Here is a 21,288-nt window from a genome sequence, read left to right on the forward strand (position 1 = left end):
CAAGAAGTGCCCCGTGCCAATGCCCGGCCCAACGTCGTACCCTTGTCTGAAGCATAGATCGCGCCGGTCGCCGGGTTGTCTGGCGGGTCAAATAAACCACCGCCGCCCTCTGCGCGTGCGTTGGCCAATTACGCTACAATCGCCCCCTTGTGCCCAGTTCAATGATTTTGAAGGAAAACCATGACGTTCAAGGCGCCGGACAGCCTCTCCGAGCAGATTGCCGACTACCTGGCCGAACGCATCATCCGCGGCGAACTCGCCCCGGGTGAACGCATCCAGGAGCAGAAGGTTACCCAGGCCCTCAGCGTCAGCCGGGGCTCGGTGCGCGAAGCGCTATTGATCCTGGAACGCCGCCACCTGATCGCGATTCTGCCGCGCCGTGGCGCCCATGTGACCGAGCTGGACGAGCGCAGCGTGCGCAGCCTGTGCACCCTGATGGGCGAGTTCTACATCCTGCTGGGCAATGCGGTTGCACAAAAGTGGCGCCTCGAGGCCGACCTGCGCCCGTTCCTGGACATCCAGCAACGCCTGCGCCAGGCCCGCGAACAGCAGGACATCAAGGTGTTCGTCGCCGAAAGCTTCGCGGTGATGCGCGCGGCCTACCCCTTCGCCGACAACCCCTACCTGCAGGAAACCGTGGAAAACCTGCAGCCGGCCATGAGCCGCGCCTACTACCTGGCCCTGGACCAGCGCCAGGCCAACATGGACGACTACCTCGACCTGTTCGCCCGCCTGCTCGAAGCCGTGGTCGCCCGCGACCTGCCGCGCATCCGCGAGGTGCTTACCGCCTATGGCCAGCGCAGTTGCGAGCTGGTGCTGGCGGCATTGGCCCGGGCCTGACCGATGCGCCTGAAGTGCATTCGCCTGGCCGGGTTCAAGTCGTTCGTCGACCCGACCACGGTCAATTTTCCCAGCAACATGGCGGCCGTGGTTGGCCCCAACGGCTGCGGCAAGTCCAACATCATCGACGCCGTGCGCTGGGTGATGGGCGAAAGTTCGGCGAAAAACCTGCGCGGCGAGTCGATGACCGACGTCATCTTCAACGGCTCCACCAGCCGCAAGCCGGTCAGCCAGGCCAGCATCGAACTGGTGTTCGACAACAGCGAAACCACCTTGCTTGGCGAGTATGCCGCCTACGCCGAGATTTCCATCCGGCGCAAGGTTACCCGCGACGGGCAGAACAGCTATTACCTGAACGGCACCAAGTGCCGGCGCCGCGACATCACCGACATTTTCCTTGGCACTGGCCTGGGCCCGCGCAGCTACTCGATCATCGAACAGGGCATGATCTCCAAGCTGATCGAGGCCAAGCCTGAGGAGTTGCGCAACTTCATCGAGGAAGCCGCCGGCATCTCCAAGTACAAGGAGCGCCGCCGCGAAACCGAGAACCGCATTCGCCGCACCCAGGAAAACCTGGCGCGCCTGACCGACCTGCGCGACGAGCTGGAACGCCAGCTCGAACGCCTGCACCGCCAGGCCCAGGCCGCCGAAAAATACCGCGAGTACAAGGCCCTGGAGCGCCAGCTCAAGGCGCGCCTGTCGGCCCTGCGCTGGCGTGACCTGGACGCGCGCGTGCGCCAGCGCGAGACGGTGATCGGCGACCAGGACGTGGCCCACGAGGCCTTTGTGGCCGAACAGCGCGACGCCGATGCCAGTATCGAGCGCCTGCGCGACGGCCACCACGAGCTGTCCGAGCGCTTCAACCAGGTGCAGGGGCGCTTCTATTCGGTGGCCGGTGACATCGCTCGGGTCGAGCAGAGCATCCAGCACGGCCAGCAGCGCCTGCGCCAGTTGCAGGACGACCTCAAGGAAGCCGAGCGCACCCGCCAGGAAACCGAGTCGCACCTGGGCCACGACCGCACCTTGCTGGCGACCCTGGGCGAAGAGCTGGCCATGCTCGAACCCGAGCAGGAAATGACCCTGGCCGCTGCCGAGGAAGCCGCCGCCACCCTGGAAGAAGCCGAGCTGGGCATGCACAGCTGGCAGGAACAGTGGGACAGCTTCAACACCCGCTCTGCCGAGCCACGGCGCCAGGCCGAAGTGCAACAGGCGCGCCTGCAGCAGCTGGAAAGCAGCCTGGAACGCCTGGCCGAGCGCCAGCGCAAGCTGAGCGAAGAAGGCGAGCTGCTGGGCGCCGACCCGCAGGACGCCAGCATGCTCGAACTCGCCGAGCAGGTGGCCAGCAGCGAAATGCTGCTCGAAGAGTTGCACCTGCAGGAGCAACAGGTGGTCGAGCGCCTGGAAGAGGTGCGTGGGCAATTGCAGCAGGCCACCCAGGCCCAGCAGCAACAGCAGGGCGACCTGCAGCGCCTGGGCGGGCGCCTGGCTTCGCTGGAAGCACTGCAGCAAGCTGCGTTGGAACCGGGTGCTGGCGCTGCCGACTGGCTGCGCGACCAGGGCCTGGAACAGCGCCCACGGCTGGCCGAGGGGCTGCGTGTGGAGCCGGGCTGGGAACTGGCGGTGGAAACCGTGCTGGGCGCCGACCTGCAGGCGGTGTTGGTCGACGACTTCAGCGCTTTGGACTTCAGCGCCCTGCAACAAGGCGACCTGCGCCTGTTGCAGGCAGGCGGCAGCAGCCCGCGCCAGCCCGGCAGCCTGCTCGACAAGGTGGAAGGCAGTAGCGATCTGGCGGCCTGGCTGGGCCAGGTGCTGCCGGTGGAAAACCTGGCCGAGGCGCTGGCCCGGCGTGCTTCGCTGGCTGCAGGGCAGAGCCTGGTCAGCCGTGACGGCTACTGGGTTGGCCGGCATTTTCTGCGGGTCAGCCGCGGTGGCGAGGCCCAGGGCGGCGTGTTGGCCCGCGGCCAGGAAATCGAGCGCCTGGGCGAGGAGCAACTGGCGCTGGAAGCGGCGCTGGAGCAGCGCGAACAACAGCTGCAGGGCACCCGCGAGCAGCAGCTGGGCCTTGAGGAGCAGCGCGAGCAACTGCGCCGCCGCACCCAGGAAGAAAGCCGCCAGCACGGCGAGCTCAAGGCCAGCCTGTCGGCCGGGCGCGCCCGCGCCGAACAGGTCGAACTGCGCCGCCGTCGGCTGCAGGAAGAGCTGGCCGAACTTCAGGAACAACGCGCTTTGGAGCACGAGCAACTGGGCGAAGCCCGCCTGGTGCTGCAGGAAGCCCTGGACCTGATGGCCCACGACACCGAGCAGCGCGAGCAGTTGATGGCGCGCCGCGACACCCTGCGCGAAGGCCTCGACCGTATCCGCCAGGAGGCCCGCCAGCACAAGGACCATGCCCACCAGCTGGCCGTGCGCCTGGGCTCGCTGCGCGCCCAGCACGACTCCACCCGCCAGGCCCTGGAGCGCCTGGAGCAGCAGGCCGCGCGCCTGAGCGAGCGTCAGGAACAGCTGAGCCTGAACCTGGAAGAAGGCGAGGCGCCGCAGGAAGAGCTGCGCCTGAAGCTCGAAGAGCTGCTGGAGCGGCGCATGAGTGTCGACGAGGAAATGCGTCAGGCCCGCCTGCACATGGACGAAGCCGACCGCGCACTGCGCGATGCTGAAAAGCGCCGTACCCAGGCCGAGCAGCAAGCCCAGATGCTGCGCGGCCAGCTGGAACAGATGCGCCTGGAGAACCAGGGCCTGGACATTCGTCGCAAAACCCTACAGGAACAATTGCTGGCCGACGGCTACGATTTGCAGGGTGTGCTCGCCACGGTCGAGGCCGATGCCAGCGAGCAGGGCACCGAGCAGGAACTGGAGCAGGTCGAGGGCCGCATCCAGCGCCTGGGCGCGATCAACCTGGCGGCCATCGAGGAATACGAGCAGCAGTCCGAACGCAAGCGTTACCTCGATGCCCAGGACGCTGACCTGGTCGAGGCCCTGGAAACCCTGGAAAGCGTCATTCGCAAGATCGACAAGGAAACCCGCAACCGCTTCAAGGATACCTTTGATCAGATAAATGCCGGATTACAGGCACTTTTCCCAAAAGTTTTCGGTGGTGGCAGCGCCTATCTGGAACTGACGGGCGAAGATTTACTCGATACAGGGGTGACGATCATGGCGCGCCCGCCGGGCAAGAAGAACAGCACCATCCATTTGCTGTCCGGCGGCGAGAAGGCACTGACCGCATTGGCGCTGGTGTTTGCCATCTTCAAGTTGAACCCCGCACCGTTCTGCATGCTCGACGAGGTCGATGCGCCGCTGGACGATGCCAACGTCGGCCGGTACGCCCGGCTGGTCAAGGAAATGAGTGAAAGCGTGCAGTTCATCTACATCACCCATAACAAGATTGCCATGGAGATGGCGGATCAATTGATGGGGGTGACCATGCACGAGCCAGGTTGTTCACGTCTTGTTGCAGTTGATGTGGAGGAGGCGTTGGCCATGGTAGACGCCTGATGAGCGAAGATTAGGCGAATTCTGTAGGCAAATGCCCCTGTCAGGTGCGACAGACGGTGTAAAGTTGTCTTTGGTCGTGCTAGCTTAATGTCACTCGTTTTTTGCGTGGGTAAAACGCCTGTCAGAACATAGAGTTGGCGCCACGTGTTAAAGGGCTTTGAACCCTTTGTTTTCAAGCATATTTTTATAGAGGCACGGGATTACATGGAAATCGGTCTGCGCGAGTGGCTGATCCTCATCGGCATCATTGTCATCGCCGGTATTCTTTTCGACGGCTGGCGCCGCATGCGCGGCGGCAAGGGCAAGTTGAAATTCCGCCTGGATCGCAGTTACTCCAACCTGCCGGACGAGGAGGGCAGCGCTGAAGTGCTCGGCCCGTCGCGGGTGCTCGATACCCAGAAGGAGCCGGAACTGGACGAAAGCGACCTGCCGTCGCTCAGCGCCCCGGCGCGTGAACGCGAACGTGAGGTGAAGCCGGCCAAGGCCAGCAAGCGCGCCAAGCGTGCGGCTGAAGCCCAGCAGCAGGGTGACCTGAACCTGGCCGCCGAGCCGCGCGAGCCCGACCTGTTCGCCGACAGCGAAGACGATTTCGCCGCCGACACGCGCAGTGGCGCCGCCGCCAGCGCCAGCCCGGCCAAGGAACTGCCACCGGCCGAGGAAGTGCTGGTGATCAGCGTGATCTCCCGCGACGAGGGTGGCTTCAAGGGCCCGGCGCTGCTGCAGAACATTCTGGAAAGCGGCCTGCGTTTCGGCGAAATGGACATCTTCCACCGCCACGAAAGCATGGCCGGCCACGGCGAGGTGCTGTTCTCCATGGCCAACGCCGTGAAGCCTGGTATCTTCGACCTGGACGACATCGACCACTTCAGCACCCGTGCCGTAAGCTTCTTCCTCGGCCTGCCTGGCCCGCGTCATCCGAAGCAGGCCTTCGACGTGATGGTGGCCGCGGCGCGCAAGTTGGCCCACGAACTCAACGGCGAGTTGAAGGACGACCAGCGCAGCGTGCTGACCGCCCAGACCATCGAGCATTACCGCCAGCGCATTGTCGAGTTCGAGCGCCGCGCGCTGACCCAGAAGCGCTGATAGATCCAGACGAAAAAGCAGCCTGTTGGGTTTGCTGGTTGGTTCAAGGTTGGTTTCACCTGTGCCGGCCCTTTCGCGGGTAAACCCGTTCCTGTAGGAGCGGGCTCGCCCCGCGAAAGGGCCGGCACAGGCTTTAACCCCCCCTGAACCCCAAGCACCTCTTCAGGCTGCTTTTTTGCTTTGCAAGAGAACCTGAGAAATGACCGCCGAAACCCGAATCCACGCCCTGCGCGCCGAACTCGACCAGCACAACTACCGCTACTACGTGCTCGACGAGCCAAGCGTGCCCGACGCCGAATACGACCGCCTGTTCAACGAACTCAAGGCGCTGGAAGCTGAAAACCCGCACCTGGTCACCCCCGACTCGCCCACCCAGCGCGTTGGCGGTGCTGCCCTGGCGGCCTTCAGCCAAGTGCGCCACGAAGTGCCGATGCTCAGCCTGGGCAACGCCTTCGAAGAAGCCGACCTGCGTGAATTCGGCCGCCGCGTGGTCGACGGCCTCGATCAACCCGGCGCCGTCGACTTCAGCTGCGAGCCCAAGCTCGACGGCCTGGCGGTAAGCCTGCTGTACCGCGATGGCCAACTGGTGCAGGGCGCCACCCGCGGCGACGGCACCACCGGTGAAGACATCAGCGCCAACGTGCGCACCGTGCGCAACATTCCGTTGAAGCTGCAGGGCGAGGGTTGGCCTGCCGTGCTTGAAGTGCGCGGCGAGGTGTACATGAGCAAGGCGGGTTTCGACCGCCTCAATGCCGCCCAGGCCGAAGCAGGCGGCAAGACCTTCGCCAACCCGCGCAACGCCGCTGCCGGCAGCCTTCGCCAGCTGGACTCGAAAATCACCGCCAGCCGCCCGTTGGAGTTCTGCTGCTACGGCGTGGGGCAGGTCAGCGAAAGCATCGGTGAAAGCCATATCGGCATCCTCGAACAGCTCAAGCAATGGGGACTGCCGATCAGCCGCGAGCTGCGCCATGCGGCCGGCATCGAAGAGTGCCTGGCCTACTACCGCGACATTGGCGAGCGGCGCAACAGCCTGCCGTACGAGATCGACGGCGTGGTGTTCAAGGTCAACAGCCTGGCGGCCCAGCGCGAACTGGGCTTCCGCGCCCGTGAACCGCGCTGGGCCATCGCCCACAAGTTCCCGGCGATGGAAGAGCTCACCGAAGTGCTCGACGTGGAGTTCCAGGTTGGGCGTACCGGTGCGGTGACGCCGGTGGCGCGCCTGAAGCCGGTCAAGGTGGCGGGCGTGACGGTATCCAATGCCACCCTGCACAACATGGACGAAATCGCCCGCCTGGGCCTGCGCATCGGTGACACGGTGATCATTCGCCGCGCCGGCGACGTGATTCCACAGGTGATGCAGGTGGTGCTCGAGCGCCGCCCGGAAGATGCCCGCCCGGTCGAGGTGCCCACCGAGTGCCCGGTGTGCGGCTCGCAGGTCGAGCGCACCCAGCTGGTCAAGCGCAGCAAAGGCAAGGAAACCACCAGCGAAGGCGCTGTGTACCGCTGCGTAGGCCGCCTGGCCTGTGGCGCCCAGCTCAAGCAGGCGATCATCCACTATGTGTCGCGCCGGGCCATGGATATCGACGGCCTGGGCGAGAAAAGCGTCGAGCAGTTGGTGGACGAGGGGCTGATCGGCTCGCCGGCTGACCTGTACAAACTGCAGTTCGAGCAGATCGTCGGCCTGGAAGGTTTTGCCGAAGTGTCCAGCAAGAAGCTGCTCGATGCCATCGAGGCCAGCAAGCGCCCAAGCCTGGCACGTTTCATCTACGCCCTGGGCATTCCGGACGTAGGCGAGGAAACCGCCAAGGTCCTGGCCCGCTCCCTGGGCAGCCTGGCGCGGGTGCAGCAGGCTTTGCCGCAGGTGCTGACGTATTTGCCGGACATCGGCCTGGAAGTGGCGTACGAGATCCACAATTTCTTCGAGGACGCGCACAACCGCACGGTCATCGAACAGTTGCTGGCCAGTGGCATGCAGCTGCAGGACGAAGGTGAGCTGGCGGCCGAGTTCGCCGCCAGCACCACCCTGGCCGGCATGATCGCCAAGCTCGACATCGCCTCGGTTGGCCCCACCGGTGCGGAAAAGCTGGTGGCCAAGCTCGACAGCCTGGACAAGATCATCGCCGCCGACGGCATCGACCTGCGCCAGGCCCTGGCCGCCAAGCAGGCCGAAGCCGTGCGTGAGTTCTTCAAGGACGAGGCCAACCAGCAACTGGCCCGCGACATCGAGGCGCAGCTGCTGGCCTTCGGCATGCACTGGAGCTGCGAGAAGAAGGTGGCCGAAGGCCTGCCCCTGGCTGGCCAGACTTGGGTACTGACCGGGAGCTTGGAGCGCTTTAGCCGCGACATCGCCAAAGAGAAGCTGGAAGGGCTGGGCGCCAAGGTGGCCGGCTCGGTGTCTGGCAAGACCCACTGCGTGGTGGCAGGCCCCGGTGCCGGCTCCAAGCTGGCCAAGGCCAGCGAACTGGGGGTGAAGGTGCTGGATGAAGAAGCCTTCGTCGCTTTCCTGGCAGGGCACGGCATTACCGTGTGACCTGGCGCTCCTACAGGCATGTGCGGCCCCTGTAGGAGCGAGCGCAGCTCGCGATGCGCCGCGCAGCGGCGCTATCTCCCGCCCAGAACCCTGACAAGTCATTGAGAAATGATGACTTTTTCTCATCTAGCGCTTGTATCTTCGCCCCAGACCGTTACAATGGCGCGGCTCGCTGCTTGGCGAGCCATGTAGTGGTGGCCCCATCGGTCCCCCCGCATTGATTACCCGTTAACCTGGTCAGGCCCGGAAGGGAGCAGCCATAGCGGGAACATCGAGTGCCGGGGTGTGGCTGGTGGGGCCGCCTCCATTTCTGGGGTCCGAAAATTCGATTCGCCCCTGCATGTGTTTTGGCGCAGTGCTCGCCATCCTATTTTCGGCGCCTGTGAGATCGAGCGCCGCCCGCGCGGCGCATCGCGAGCTGCGCTCGCTCCTACGTTTGTTTCCGGCCAATGTTCATGTTGCCTGCGCGCGCGGCCCCTTGGCGCATGGCTCGATATCGAGGTGAACGAACAAGGCGGTCGCGCGCGACGGCGCAGGCGTAACTGGCCCGAAACAAACGTAGGAGCGAGCGTAGCTCGCGAAGCGCCGCGCGGGCGGCGCTCGATCTCATAGGCGCTAAACCTCTCACGCCAAGCACCTGGCCGCCCTGACACGCTCACCCACCCCCATACCGCCCCACAATCCGCGCAATCTCCCCCGATTCCGTCATCCGCACCAGCGCCCTCAACAACGCCTGAGTCGGCACCGCCGGATCATTCCTCACCATGCACCCCAGCGACTGTTCTTCCAGCACCGCCAACACCTGCAGCCGCTCCCCAGCCGGCAAGCGCTGATTGAACCAGTGCAGCGACAGCGCGTTGCTGACCGCATGCCGATAGCGCCCAATCTGCAGTTTCTTCAGCGCCAGTTCCTGGCTCCGGCTGTCTTCACGCTGCAGCCGCCCCGCGGCGAAAAAAGGCTCCAAGGTGGTGTAGGTATACCCAAGCACCGTGCCAATGGCCTGCACCGGCAGCTGTTCCGGGCGGGTAGGGCCGCTGTCGCCGGCGCGCCCCACCAGCACATCGCGTTGGTGGATCAACGGCACGCTCCACACGAAATTCCCCGGGCGGTCATTGAGCCACTGGGTGCTGACATAGCAGCGCACATCGATATCGCCGTCCTCCATGGCCTGCTGCAGGCGTAGCCTTGCCATCACGTGATATTCCGGGCGCACGCCGGTTGCGCGGGCCATGGCCTGCATCAGGTCGAACAGCAAACCCTCCACCGGCTGGCCGCCTTGCACCCGCATCAGCGGCATGCTCCAGCTCTCGGCAATGGAAAAACGCAGCACCGGCGGCTCCGCCAGGCTGTGCGTGGTCCACAGAAGCAGCAGGGTCAGCAGTCTTCGCAAGGCACTTCCTCCCTGAACGGCGCGCCAGTTGCTTAGCTTAGACGAGCCAGGCAGGGTGCAATTTTGGCCCCGCTCCGCTAGCATTAGCGCTCTTTCCGCTCGATCAGGCTGCGATGGTTTTTCGATGAGTTATCAGGTTCTTGCACGTAAATGGCGTCCGCGCTCGTTCCGCGAAATGGTCGGCCAAACCCATGTGCTCAAGGCCTTGATCAATGCCTTGGACAATCAGCGCCTGCACCACGCCTACCTGTTCACCGGTACTCGCGGCGTGGGCAAGACCACCATCGCGCGGATCATCGCCAAATGCCTCAACTGTGAAACCGGCATCACCTCGGCGCCGTGCGGCACCTGTTCGGTGTGCCGGGAGATCGACGAGGGCCGCTTCGTCGACCTGATCGAGATCGACGCCGCCAGCCGCACCAAGGTGGAAGACACCCGCGAACTGCTCGACAACGTGCAGTACGCGCCGAGCCGTGGGCGCTTCAAGGTCTACCTGATCGACGAAGTGCACATGCTCTCTACCCACTCGTTCAACGCCTTGCTCAAGACGCTGGAAGAGCCGCCACCCTACGTCAAGTTCATCCTCGCCACCACCGACCCGCAGAAGCTGCCCGCTACCATCCTCTCGCGCTGCCTGCAGTTCTCGTTGAAGAACATGAGCCCGGAGCGGGTGGTGGAGCACCTGAGCCACGTGCTGCAGGCCGAAAACGTACCGTTCGAGCCCGATGCCCTGTGGCTGCTCGGGCGCGCCGCCGACGGTTCGATGCGCGATGCCATGAGCCTGACCGACCAGGCCATCGCCTTCGGTGAAGGCAAGGTGCTGGCCGCCGACGTGCGTGCCATGCTCGGCAGCCTCGATCACGGCCAGGTGTACGGTGTGCTGCAGGCGCTGCTCGAAGGCGATGCGCGGGCGCTGCTGGAGGCGGTGCGCAACCTGGCCGAGCAAGGCCCGGACTGGAGCGGCGTGCTGGCCGAAATGCTCAACGTGCTGCACCGGGTGGCCATCGCCCAGGCCCTGCCCGAAGCGGTGGACAACGGCCAGGGCGACCGCGACCGGGTGCTGGCGCTGGCGGCGGCGCTGCCGGCCGAAGACGTGCAGTTCTATTACCAGATGGGCCTGATCGGCCGCCGCGACCTGCCGTTGGCGCCAGACCCGCGAGGCGGTTTCGAGATGGTGCTGCTGCGCATGCTGGCATTCCGCCCAGCCGACGCCGACGATGCGCCCAAACCCGTGCTAAAGCCAGTGGGGATCAGCCAGGCCACAGCTGATCCGGCAACCCCGGTGGCAGCAGTGGCGCCGGTGGCTGCCCTGGCGCAGCCGGTGGCCGCCGAGCCAGCCCCGCAGGCCGAGCCCGCACCGGCCGTGGCGCCTGCGCCTATAGCTGCGCCGGCACCTGAGCCTGAGCCTGAGCCCGAAGCTGTTGCGCCCGAGCCGGTGGCCGTGGAAGCGGTGATCGACCTGCCGTGGGAAGAGCCAGCTGCCGCGCCGGCGCCTGCGCCTGTCGCTGTGCAGCCTGAACCGGCCCCAGCTCCCGCTCCAGCCCCTGTTGCCGCGCCCCCCAGTGCCCAGCCGGCCTATGACGAGCCGCCATTCGACCCGTCCGCCTATGCCTCAGCCGGCATGGACCGCGACGACGAGCCGCCATTGGACGAGGACTACTACGGTGGCGAAAGCGACCCGGTCGGCTTCAGCTACCTCGACGAGCTGGCAGAGCATGTTCAGGAAGAGCCACCGGCCGTGGCCGCGCAGCCTTTGCCGGCGGCCAAGCCTGCAACCGGCCTGGCCCTGCAATGGCTGGAATTATTCCCACAGTTGCCTGTGTCCGGCATGACAGGCAACATCGCGGCAAACTGTACGCTGATCGCAGCCGACGGCGACGACTGGCTGCTGCACCTGGACCCTGGCCAGGGCGCCCTGTTCAACGCCACCCAGCAACGGCGCCTGAACGAGGCGCTGAACCAGCACCTGGGGCGCACGCTGAACCTGCGCATCGAGCTTATCCTGCCGCAGCAGGAAACCCCGGCCCAGGCCGCGTCGCGCAAGCGCGCCGAGCGTCAGCAGGATGCCGTGGCCTCCATCGAGCAGGACCCGCTGGTCCAACAGATGATCAAGCTGTTCGGTGCCAAGGTGCGACAGGATACTATTGAGCCTGTGGATGCCCTGGTGAGCCAGGGCCAGTAACCGATAACCATGCGGCCGGCCCCGTGCAGGGCCGCATCACACGACCCAATCGAGGTATACCCCCATGATGAAAGGTGGCATGGCCGGCCTGATGAAGCAGGCCCAGCAGATGCAGGAAAAGATGCAGAAGATGCAGGAAGAGCTGGCCAACGCCGAAGTGACCGGCCAGTCTGGTGGCGGCCTGGTGAGCGTGGTGATGACCGGTCGTCACGACGTCAAGCGTGTCAGCATCGACCAGAGCCTGATGTCGACTGAAGAAGACGACAAGGAAGTGCTGGAAGACCTGATCGCCGCTGCGCTGAACGACGCCGTGCGCAAGATCGAGCAGAACAGCCAGGACAAGATGGGCAGCATGACCGCCGGCATGCAACTGCCACCGGGCTTCAAGATGCCGTTCTAAGGTATCCGCAGGGCCTGAAGCCGCCGCTGAGTGTTCAGCGGCGGTTTTTTTTCGCCTGCTGGATTGGGCGTCGGGCGCGGCGCGGGTATTGAATTTGACGGGCAGGTCCGTGGTGGGTATAAACCGCCTCTTATTGTTTTGTCAGGCCTTTCCCATGAGCTTCAGCCCCCTGATCCGCCAACTGATCGACGCCCTGCGCACCCTCCCAGGCGTCGGCCAGAAAACCGCCCAGCGCATGGCCCTGCAGTTGCTTGAGCGCGACCGCAGCGGTGGCCTGCGCCTGGCCCAGGCGTTGACCCAGGCCATGGAAGGGGTAGGGCATTGCCGCCAGTGCCGCACCCTGACCGAGCAGGAGCTGTGCCCGCAATGCAGCGACCCCCGCCGCGACGACACGCAATTGTGCGTGGTGGAAGGGCCGATGGATGTGTACGCGGTGGAGCAGACCGGCTATCGCGGGCGCTACTTCGTGCTCAAGGGCCACCTGTCGCCACTCGATGGCCTGGGGCCGGAGGCGATTGGCGTGCCGCAACTGATGGCGCGGATCGAGGAGCAGGGCACGTTCACCGAAGTGATTCTGGCCACCAACCCGACCGTGGAAGGGGAGGCGACGGCGCATTACATCGCCCAGTTGTTGAATGAGAAGGGCCTGGTGGCCTCGCGGATTGCCCACGGCGTGCCGCTGGGTGGGGAGCTGGAGCTGGTCGATGGCGGCACCCTGGCCCATGCTTTTGCTGGGCGCAAGCCGATCACGCTTTGAGCCTAGCCCGCATCGCGAGCTGCGCTCGCTCCTACAGCCCGGCGCCGGTAGGAGCGAGCGTAGCTCGCGAATGGGCCGCAACTCAATACTCGCTCAAGGAAAACTCGGTCAGGCAGAAAGTCGGCACCCCGGCCGCCTGCAGCCGGCGCGAGCCTTCGAGCTCGGGCAGGTCGATGATCGCCGCTGCCTCGAACACCTGTGCCCCGGTGCGGCGCACCAGGTTGGCCGCCGCCAGCAGCGTGCCACCCGTGGCAATCAGGTCATCGAAGATCAACACCGAATCGCCTTCGCACAGGCTGTCGGCATGAACCTCCAGGAACGCCTCGCCGTACTCGGTCTGATACCCCTCGCTCAGCACGTCAGCCGGCAGCTTGCCCTGCTTGCGGAACAGGATCAGTGGCTTGTTCAGCTGGTGGGCGATGATCGAGCCGATCAGAAAGCCCCGGGCGTCCATCGCGCCGATGTGGCTGAACTCGGCCTCGACGTAGCGCTCGATGAACTGGTCGGCAACGTAGCGCAGCCCGCGTGGCGACTGGAACAGCGGGGTGATGTCGCGGAAGATCACGCCCGGCTTGGGGAAGTCCACTACCGGGCGGATCAGGGCTTTGAGGTCGAAGGCGTCGCTGTGCATTGTTGCAGGTATCCTGGGAAAACGAATGCCCCAGTATACCTGCTAACGGCAGGCTTCACGCCTCCATCGCACCGCCGGCCAGCGCGCACAGCTGGATCGGGTCGAGAATGTGCACTTCCTTGCCTTCGGCGCGCAGCAGGCCGTTTTGCTGGAAGCGGGTGAACACCCGCGACACGGTTTCCACCGCCAGGCCCAGGTAGTTGCCCATCTCGTTGCGCGACATGCTCAGGCGGAACTGGTTGGCCGAATAACCACGGGCACGGAAGCGTGCCGACAGGTTGACCAGGAAGGTGGCGATGCGCTCGTCGGCGGTTTTCTTCGACAGCAGCAGCATCATCTGCTGGTCGTCACGGATTTCCCGGCTCATCACCCGCATCAGTTGGCGGCGCAGCTGCGGCAGCTGCACCGACAGCTCGTCGAGGCGTTCGAAGGGAATTTCGCACACCGAGGTGGTTTCCTGGGCTTGCGCCGACACCGGGTAGGCCTCGGTGTCCATGCCCGATAGCCCGACCAGCTCGCTGGGCAGGTGGAAGCCGGTGATCTGCTCCTCGCCACTGTCGCTCAGGCTGAAGGTTTTGAGGGCGCCGGAACGTACTGCGTAGACCGAGCCGAAATTGTCACCCTGGCGGAACAGGAACTCACCCTTTTTCAGCGGGCGCCCGCGCTTGACGATTTCATCCAGTGCATCCATGTCTTCCAGGTTGAGCGAAAGAGGCAGGCACAGGGGGGCCAGGCTGCAATCCTTGCAATGGGCCTGGCTGTTTGGGCGCAGTTTGACTGGCTCGGACATTTGAATCGATCCTTGTGGGAAAGCACACATAAGTCGTAAGGGTAACTCACGACGTAGGGTGTAGGCCAGTTACGCGTTTTTGGGCGCACCGGCGATACCCCGGCAGGCAAGGTGCCGGGAGGCCTTACAGCCCATAGTGTGCCTGGTCGGGGGCATTGTCCATGTGGACACTGGCTTGGCGGTCAGATTACCCGTGAAAAGCGCTGGCGGTTGTGCTGCGCCAGGTAGGCATCGAACACCATGCACACCGAGCGTGCCAGCAGGCGGCCGGCCGGCAGGATGCGGATGCCCTGGTTGTCGAGGCTGATCAGGCCATCACGTTGCATGGCCTGCAGCTCTGGCCACAGCGCCTTGAAGTAGCCACGAAAGTCGATGGTGAAGGCGCTTTCGATCTGTTCGAAGTCAAGCTCGAAGTGGCAGATCAGTTGCTGGATCACCGCGCGGCGCAGGCGGTCGTCGTGGTTGCAGATCAAGCCGCGCTGGGTGGCCAGCTGGGCGTTGGACAGGGCGTCCTGGTAGGTGTTCAGGTCGCTGCTGTTCTGGCAGTAGAGGTCGCCGATCTGGCTGATCGCCGACACCCCCAGGCCGATCAGGTCGCAGTGGCCGTGGGTGGTGTAGCCCTGAAAGTTGCGCTGCAGGGTGCCTTCTTCCTGGGCGATGGCCAGCTCGTCATCTGGCAGGGCGAAATGGTCCATGCCGATGTAGCGGTAGCCGGCGGCGGTGAGCTGTTCGATGGTGTTGTGCAGCATCTGCAGCTTGGCCGCCGGGGCCGGCAGGTCATTGCTGTCGATGCGCCGCTGGGGCATGAAGCGCTCGGGCAGGTGGGCGTAGTTGAACACCGACAGGCGCTCGGGCTGCAGGCGGATCACTTCCTCGACGGTACGGGCGAAACCTTCCGGGGTCTGCTTGGGCAGGCCGTAGATCAGGTCGAGGTTGATCGAGCGAAACTGCAGGGTACGGGCGGCGTCGATCAGGGTGCGAGTCTGCTCCAGGCTTTGCAGGCGGTTGACCGCCCGTTGCACGGCCGGGTCCAGGTCCTGCACGCCGAGGCTGACGCGGTTGAAGCCCAGTTCGCGGAGCAGGCCCATGGTCGACCAGTCGGCTTCGCGCGGGTCGATCTCGATGCCGTAGTCGCCGGAATCGTCATCCACCAGGTTGAAATGCTGGCGCAGGGTGGCCATCAACTGGCGCAGTTCCACGTGGCTGAGGAAGGTCGGGGTGCCGCCGCCGAAATGCAGCTGTTCCACGCGCTGCTTGGGGTCCAGGTGGCAGGCAACCAGCTGGATCTCCTGCTCCAGGCGCTGCAGGTAGGGCGCCGCACGGGCACGGTCTTTGGTGATGACCTTGTTGCAGGCGCAGTAGTAGCAGATGTTCGCGCAGAACGGCACGTGCAGGTACAGCGACAGCGGGCGCACGGCCCGGCGGCTCTCACGCAGGGCGTGGAGCAGGTCGAACGAGCCTACCTCGCTGTGCAGTTGCACGGCCGTCGGGTAGGAGGTGTAGCGCGGGCCGGCCAGATCGTAACGGCGGATCAGGTCGGCATCCCAACGCAGGTCGTCGAGCATGTGGGCAGTCCCCGGATTATGCAGCAGTGATCCGGAGTCTAGGGTTGTCTGTAAGAAACTGTGTTGATTTGTATCAAGGCAAGTGGGGGCTGCTGTGCAGCCCATTCGCGGGGCAAGCCCGCTCCTACAGCGAATGGGCCAAAGCGCCCCCTCAATGCCCCATCAACCAATGCTGGTGCGGCCCAGGCAAGGTCCAGATGCCAAACAGGATCACCAGCATCCCACCCGCCACGCGCACGCTACGCCGTCGCAGCAGCGCATTGACCCGCTCTGCCGCCAGCCCCGTAGCCAGCAGCACCGGCCAGGTCCCCAGCCCGAACGCCAGCATCAGCGCGGCGCTGTACCCGGCATTGCCCTGGCTCGCTGCCCACAGCAAGGTGCTGTACACCAACCCACAGGGCAACCACCCCCACAGGGCGCCGAGCAACAGCGCCCGGGGCACGCTCGATACCGGCATCAACCGCGAGGCCAGCGGCTGGATATGCCGCCACAAGCCCCTGCCCAGCGCCTCGACGCGGGTCAGCCCACTCCACCAGCCTGCCAGGTACAAGCCCATGCAAATCAGCAGCAACGCCGCCACCACCCGCAAGCCCAGTGCAGCGGGGCTGCTGGCCACGGCCCAGCCGGCCAGGCCCAGCAGCAAGCCAGCACTGGCATAGCTGAGAATGCGCCCCAGGTTGTAGGCCAGCAGCAGGCGCAGGCGCCGGCCACGTTGTTCGGGGGGAATGGCCAGGGTCAGTGCACCCATCAGGCCGCCGCACATGCCCAGGCAATGGCCGCCGCCAAGCAGGCCGAGCACCAGTGCCGAACCCAGCAGGGGAAGCAGCTCAGGCACGGGGTGGCGGCTCCTGGTCATCGGCGGCGTGTTCGTCTGGGTGCACCGCCGCCTGGTGGCGCGGGTCCTGGTCGTCGAACAGGATGCTGTGGGCCGGGCCCTCCAGGTCGTCGTACTGGCCGCTGTCCACCGCCCAGAAGAAGATGTACACGGCTACCCCGACAAGCAGCAGCGCGGCCGGAATCATGACATAGAGGGCGGGCATGGCGACTTCCTTGGGTAGGGCGCTGCAGCGTGCGCGGGCAGGGCCGAGGCCCTGGGCAGGCGGGTGAGGCGCAGGGCATTGAGCACCACGATCAGCGAGCTGACCGACATGCCGATGGCCGCCCACACCGGGGTGATCCAGCCGAGCGCGGCGAACGGCAACATCAGGCCATTATACAAGGTCGCCCACAGCAGGTTCTCAAGGATGTTGCGGCGGGTGCGGCGGGCCAGCTCGAAGGCTTGCACCAGCGCCTGCAGGCGGTTGGACAACAGCACCGCATCGGCGCTGGTTTTTGCCAGGTCCGTGGCGCTGCCCATGGCGATGCTGATGTCGGCGGCCGCCAGCACGGGCACGTCGTTGACCCCGTCGCCCAGCATCAGCACCTTGCGCCCGGCCGCCTGCAGCGCCTTGAGCCGGTCGAGCTTGTCGTCCGGGCGCAGGCCGCCGATGGCCTGGTCGATGCCCAGCTGCGCGGCCACCTCGGCCACCATCGGCGAGCTGTCGCCCGACAGCAGCAAGGTACGCCAGCCGCGTGCCTTGCAGGCGGCGAGCAGGGCCGGGGCGTCGTCGCGCAGGCGGTCGTCCAGGCCGAACCAGGCCAGCGGGCCCTGGCGGTCACCCAGCAGCAGCCACTGGCCGCGCGGCTCTGGCACGCTGGGGATTTCAGCGCCACTCAGGGCGCAGACGAAGGTGGCCTGGCCGATGCGCAGGCGCTGGCCGTCAAGCTGCCCTTCAAGGCCCAGCCCGGGCACGCTTTGCACCGCGTCGGCCGGCGCCGCGCTGCGGCCAAAGGCGCGGGCGATGGGGTGTTCGGAGCGGTTTTCAAGCGCCGCTGCCAGGGCCAGGCAGCGGTCGGCGGGCAGGCTGCCGAGCGGGCGAATGCTGCGCAGGGCCAGGCGGCCTTCGGTGAGGGTGCCGGTTTTATCGAAAATCACCGTGTCGATCTGGTTCAGGCCTTCCAGCACATGCCCGCGGGTCACCAGCAGGCCGAGCTTGTGCAGGGTGCCGGTGGCGGCGGTCAGCGCGGTGGGGGTCGCCAGCGACAGCGCGCACGGGCAGGTGGCCACCAGCATGGCCAGGACGATCCAGAACGCCCGGGATGGGTCCAGGTGCCACCACCATAGGCCAATGGCGATGGCGGCCAGCAGCGACACCAGCAGGAAATACTGCGAGGCGCGGTCGGCGATCTCTGCCAGGCGCGGCTTCTCGGTTTGCGCACGTTCCAACAGGCGGACGATGGCCGACAGGCGCGAGTCGTGGCCCAGCGCCTCGACTTCCACATGCAGCGTGCTATCGACGTTCAACGTGCCGCCGGTGACCCGTTCGCCCACCCGGCGTGGCTGCGGCAGGTATTCACCGGTCAACAATGACTCGTCGACACTGGAGCGGCCCTCGACGATGCGCCCGTCGGCGGGGATCACCGCGCCGGGCAGCACCTGCACGGTGTCGCCGCACTGCAGCTCGCCCAGCAGGATGCGCTCGGCGTGGCCCCGGGCATCCAGGCGCAGGCACGAAGCCGGCAGCAGGTTCACCAGTTGCGCGGTGGCCGCTGCCGTGCGCTCGCGGGCGCGGCGCTCCAGGTAGCGGCCGGTGAGCAGGAACAGGGCGAACATGCCCACGGTGTCGAAGTACAGCTCGCCACTGCCGGTGACGGCAGTCCATATCCCGGCGCCGAAGGCCAGGCCGATGGCCAGTGACACCGACACGTCCATGGTCAGGTGGCGGGTACGCAGGTCGCGGGCGGCGCCCTTGAAGAACGGCGCGCAGCTGTAGAACACGATAGGGATGGTCAGAAACAGCGCCACCCAGCGCAGGATGGTGTGCATTTCGGCCGACAGGTCGATGTTGAATTCCGGCCAGGTGGCCATGGTCGCCATCATTGCCTGGAACCACAGCAGCCCGGCCACGCCCAGGCGGCGAAGGGCGCTGCGGTTGTCGCGGGCCAGCTGCTCGGCGGCCTGGTCGGGCTGGTAGGGGTGGGCGGCGTAGCCGATCTGGCGCAGCTCGGCCAGCAGGTGCGACAAGGGTTGCTGCTGGTCGTCCCAGTTCAGTTGCAGGCGGTGGTTGGACAGGTTCAGGCGTGCTTCGGCCACACCTGGCACGTTGCGCAGGTGTTTCTCGATCAGCCAGCCACAGGCGGCGCAGCTGATGCCTTCGACCAGCAGGGTGGCCTCTGCGAGGTTGCCGGCATGGCGCACGAAGCTTTGTTGCACGTCGCAGCGGTCGTACAGGGCCAGTTCGTCCTGCAGCTGCCTGGGCAGCGCTTCGGGGTTGGCGCTGCTGTCGCTGCGGTGCTGGTAGTAGTGCGCCAGGCCCCCGGCGACGATGGACTCGGCCACTGCCTGGCAGCCGGGGCAGCAGAACTGCCGCGGTTCGCCTAGGACCACGGCGGTGAAGCGGCTGCCGGCGGGAACGGGCAGGGCGCAGTGGTAGCAGGGGGTGGGTTGGGTCATGAGCTGAACTACAAAAGGCCTGGCTGGAATGCATTCTCATTGTAGGAGCGGGCTTGCCCCGCGAAAGGGCAGGGCCTGCAAACCGATGTTCACGGGGCAGGCCCTTTCACGGGGCAGGCCCTTTCGCGGGGCAAGCCCGCTCCTACAGGGTGTTGTGGTGCTGTTGTCAGTGGTGCTCGGCACCCTGGATAGCTTCATCGCCTAGCTGCAAGGTCACGCCATGTTCGACCTTCTCCTCCTCGAACAACCGCCACACCTGCTCACCCTGGCTACCCAGCAGCTCGACGAAGCGCCGGCCATCGACCTTGTCGTCCAGCTGCCCCACGTAACGCCCCGCGTCCACCCGGCTCAGCAGCACCTTGCGGTCCTTGCCCGGCTGGGTTGGCGAGATCAGGTTCAGCTCCAGGCTTTTCGGGTCGCTGTTGCCGGTCAGGCGCAGGTCCACTTCGCCGGTCAGTTCATCCAGGTGCACACTGGCCTTGAGATTGAGGGTCTGGGCCAGCATCTCGCGGTCCAGCGAGCGGTTGATACCCTTGCCGGCCTCGTAGTAGTTGTCGTTCACCAGGTTGTCCGGGTTGCGCACGGCGATGCTGACCATGCTCAGGCTCAGGCCCACGGAGGTGGCGAGCATGCCGATGATGATCCAGGGCCAGCGGTGCTTGTACCAGGGGCTGGTGGCGGTGGCGGTAGCCATTGTCGTGGTTCTCTCTCAGCGGATCTGTGGGCCGATGAATCGGCTCTTGGCTTCAACCTCGGCAGCGCTGTCGTCGGCGCTTTTGAGGATGAAGGTGATTTCGTTGGTGGTCGAGGGCAGTTTTTCCGGCGCCACCGACAACTGCACCGGCAGGCTGACGATGTCGCCGGCCGCCACGCGGATCTCGCGCTGGCCTTCGAGCTTGAGGTCGGGCAGGCCGGCGGCGTCCAGCACATAGACGTGGTCGCGTTGGTCCTTGTTCATGACCTTCAGGCTGTACACGTTCTCGATTCGCCCCTGGGCGTTCTCGCGGTACAGCACGCGGTCCTTGCTGACGTCGAAGCCGACCAGCGAGCGGGTGGCGAAGGCGGTGGCCAGGGCGCCGATCATCACCAGCAGCACCACCGCGTAGCCGATCAGGCGTGGGCGCAGCATGTGGGTTTTCTGCCCCGACAGGTTGTGCTCGGTGGTGTAGCTGATAAGGCCCTTGGGGTAGTTCATCTTGTCCATGATGCTGTCGCAAGCGTCGATGCAGGCCGCGCAGCCGATGCACTCGATCTGCAGGCCATCACGGATGTCGATGCCGGTGGGGCACACTTGCACGCACATCGTGCAGTCGATGCAGTCGCCCAGGCCCTTGGCCTTGTAGTCGATGTCTTTCTTGCGTGGGCCGCGGGTTTCGCCGCGGCGCGGGTCGTAGGAGACGATCAGGGTGTCTTTGTCGAACATCACGCTCTGGAAGCGTGCGTAGGGGCACATGTACACGCACACCTGTTCGCGCAGCCAGCCGGCATTGCCGTAGGTGGCCAGGGTGAAGAAACCCACCCAGAAGTAGGCCCAGCCATCGGCCTGGCCTGTGAAGAAGTCGCCCAGCAGCTCGCGGATCGGCGAGAAGTAGCCAACAAAGGTCATGCCGGTGACGAAGCCGATCAGCAACCACAGGCTGTGCTTGGCGAACTTGCGCAGGAACTTGTTGCCGCTCATCGGCGCCCGGTCAAGCTTCATGCGCTGGTTGCGGTCGCCCTCGGTGACCTTTTCGCACCACATGAAAATCCACGTCCACACGCTTTGCGGGCAGGTGTAGCCGCACCACACGCGGCCAGCGAACACGGTGATGAAGAACAGGCCGAAGGCGGCGACGATCAGGATGCCCGACAGCAGGATGAAGTCCTGGGGCCAGATGGTGGCGCCGAAAATGTAGAACTTGCGCTCGGGCAGGTTCCACCACACCGCCTGGTGGCCGCCCCAGTTCAGCCACACGGTGCCGAAGTAGAGCAGGAACAACACCGCCCCACCGACCATGCGCAGGCGGCGGAACAGCCCGGTGAAGGCGCGGGTGTAGATTTTCTCGCGGGAGGCGTAGAGGTCGACGGAATCCTTCCCTTTGCTGGCAGGCGGGGTCACGTCATGTACCGGAATGTGCTTGCTCATCATCAATTCC

15 protein-coding genes, 1 other RNA gene and 2 pseudogenes are annotated in these 21,288 nt (G+C 65.5%); 9 read left to right on the forward strand and 9 right to left on the reverse strand.

Features of this window, described 5'->3' with window-relative positions; genetic code table 11:
• The first annotated feature begins 180 nt into the window (after positions 1-180).
• The 6 genes and pseudogenes from F3J45_RS17845 to ffs all read left to right on the forward strand — a co-directional run bounded on the left by F3J45_RS17845 (position 181) and on the right by ffs (position 8,243).
• Complete coding sequence (locus F3J45_RS17845) at positions 181-840, forward strand: GntR family transcriptional regulator (protein WP_167065470.1); 660 nt, start codon at positions 181-183, stop codon at positions 838-840.
• A gap of 3 nt (positions 841-843) precedes the next feature.
• On the forward strand, positions 844-4,332 hold the full coding sequence (gene smc, locus F3J45_RS17850; protein ID WP_167065491.1) for a chromosome segregation protein SMC: 3,489 nt from the start codon (positions 844-846) through the stop codon (positions 4,330-4,332).
• Between the two features lie 204 nt (positions 4,333-4,536).
• Positions 4,537-5,415 carry a cell division protein ZipA gene (zipA, locus tag F3J45_RS17855; protein WP_167065498.1) on the forward strand — a complete coding sequence of 293 codons (879 nt, stop codon included), beginning with the start codon at positions 4,537-4,539 and terminating at the stop codon, positions 5,413-5,415.
• Between the two features lie 199 nt (positions 5,416-5,614).
• Positions 5,615-7,420: pseudogene (gene ligA / locus F3J45_RS17860) on the forward strand (NAD-dependent DNA ligase LigA); the annotation flags it as partial.
• Positions 7,421-7,702: 282 nt separating this feature from the next.
• Positions 7,703-7,945: pseudogene (locus F3J45_RS30535) on the forward strand (BRCT domain-containing protein); the annotation flags it as partial.
• 201 nt (positions 7,946-8,146) lie between these two features.
• An RNA gene (ffs, locus tag F3J45_RS17865) (signal recognition particle sRNA small type) lies at positions 8,147-8,243 on the forward strand.
• A 357-nt stretch (positions 8,244-8,600) separates the two neighbouring features.
• Here the strand turns inward: ffs and F3J45_RS17870 are convergent.
• Positions 8,601-9,335: an ABC transporter substrate-binding protein gene (locus F3J45_RS17870; RefSeq protein ID WP_167065521.1), complete on the reverse strand. Its 735-nt coding sequence runs from the start codon at positions 9,333-9,335 to the stop codon at positions 8,601-8,603.
• 124 nt (positions 9,336-9,459) lie between these two features.
• Between F3J45_RS17870 and dnaX the strand changes: the two genes are divergently transcribed.
• The 3 genes from dnaX (at position 9,460) to recR (ending at position 12,674) form a co-directional block, all read left to right on the forward strand.
• Complete coding sequence (gene dnaX / locus F3J45_RS17875) at positions 9,460-11,517, forward strand: DNA polymerase III subunit gamma/tau (RefSeq protein WP_167065524.1); 2,058 nt, start codon at positions 9,460-9,462, stop codon at positions 11,515-11,517.
• 64 nt (positions 11,518-11,581) lie between these two features.
• Positions 11,582-11,917, forward strand: coding sequence for a YbaB/EbfC family nucleoid-associated protein (locus F3J45_RS17880; RefSeq protein WP_167065527.1), 336 nt, complete (start codon positions 11,582-11,584; stop codon positions 11,915-11,917).
• Between the two features lie 154 nt (positions 11,918-12,071).
• Positions 12,072-12,674: a recombination mediator RecR gene (gene recR / locus F3J45_RS17885; protein WP_167065530.1), complete on the forward strand. Its 603-nt coding sequence runs from the start codon at positions 12,072-12,074 to the stop codon at positions 12,672-12,674.
• 82 nt (positions 12,675-12,756) lie between these two features.
• Here the strand turns inward: recR and F3J45_RS17890 are convergent, their stop codons facing one another.
• From F3J45_RS17890 to ccoG, 8 genes are all read right to left on the reverse strand, one after another.
• A complete protein-coding gene (locus F3J45_RS17890; protein ID WP_054573138.1) occupies positions 12,757-13,305 on the reverse strand; it encodes an adenine phosphoribosyltransferase in 549 nt (182 codons plus the stop codon).
• Positions 13,306-13,360: 55 nt separating this feature from the next.
• Entirely contained in the window at positions 13,361-14,095 is a 735-nt protein-coding gene (gene fnrA, locus F3J45_RS17895; protein WP_167065533.1) for a Crp/Fnr family transcriptional regulator FnrA, read from the reverse strand.
• Between the two features lie 182 nt (positions 14,096-14,277).
• Entirely contained in the window at positions 14,278-15,660 is a 1,383-nt protein-coding gene (hemN, locus tag F3J45_RS17900) for an oxygen-independent coproporphyrinogen III oxidase (RefSeq protein WP_167065536.1), read from the reverse strand.
• A gap of 151 nt (positions 15,661-15,811) precedes the next feature.
• Positions 15,812-16,495 (reverse strand): sulfite exporter TauE/SafE family protein, encoded by a 684-nt coding sequence (locus tag F3J45_RS17905; RefSeq protein WP_167065539.1) that lies wholly within the window; start codon positions 16,493-16,495, stop codon positions 15,812-15,814.
• The gene (ccoS, locus tag F3J45_RS17910) at positions 16,488-16,700 is read right to left on the reverse strand and encodes a cbb3-type cytochrome oxidase assembly protein CcoS (protein WP_167065542.1); all 213 of its coding nucleotides are present in this window, start codon (positions 16,698-16,700) and stop codon (positions 16,488-16,490) included. Before ccoS ends, F3J45_RS17905 begins: the two co-directional genes overlap by 8 nt.
• Complete coding sequence (locus F3J45_RS17915) at positions 16,679-19,153, reverse strand: heavy metal translocating P-type ATPase (RefSeq protein ID WP_167065545.1); 2,475 nt, start codon at positions 19,151-19,153, stop codon at positions 16,679-16,681. The genes ccoS and F3J45_RS17915 overlap by 22 nt, the downstream gene beginning before the upstream one ends.
• Before the next feature lie 166 nt (positions 19,154-19,319).
• The gene (locus F3J45_RS17920; RefSeq protein ID WP_167065548.1) at positions 19,320-19,847 is read right to left on the reverse strand and encodes a FixH family protein; all 528 of its coding nucleotides are present in this window, start codon (positions 19,845-19,847) and stop codon (positions 19,320-19,322) included.
• Positions 19,848-19,862: 15 nt separating this feature from the next.
• Entirely contained in the window at positions 19,863-21,278 is a 1,416-nt protein-coding gene (ccoG, locus tag F3J45_RS17925) for a cytochrome c oxidase accessory protein CcoG (protein ID WP_167065551.1), read from the reverse strand.
• Between the last annotated feature and the right edge of the window lie 10 nt (positions 21,279-21,288).

Source organism: Pantoea sp. Ap-967, from assembly GCF_011752565.1.
Lineage (GTDB): Bacteria > Pseudomonadota > Gammaproteobacteria > Pseudomonadales > Pseudomonadaceae > Aquipseudomonas.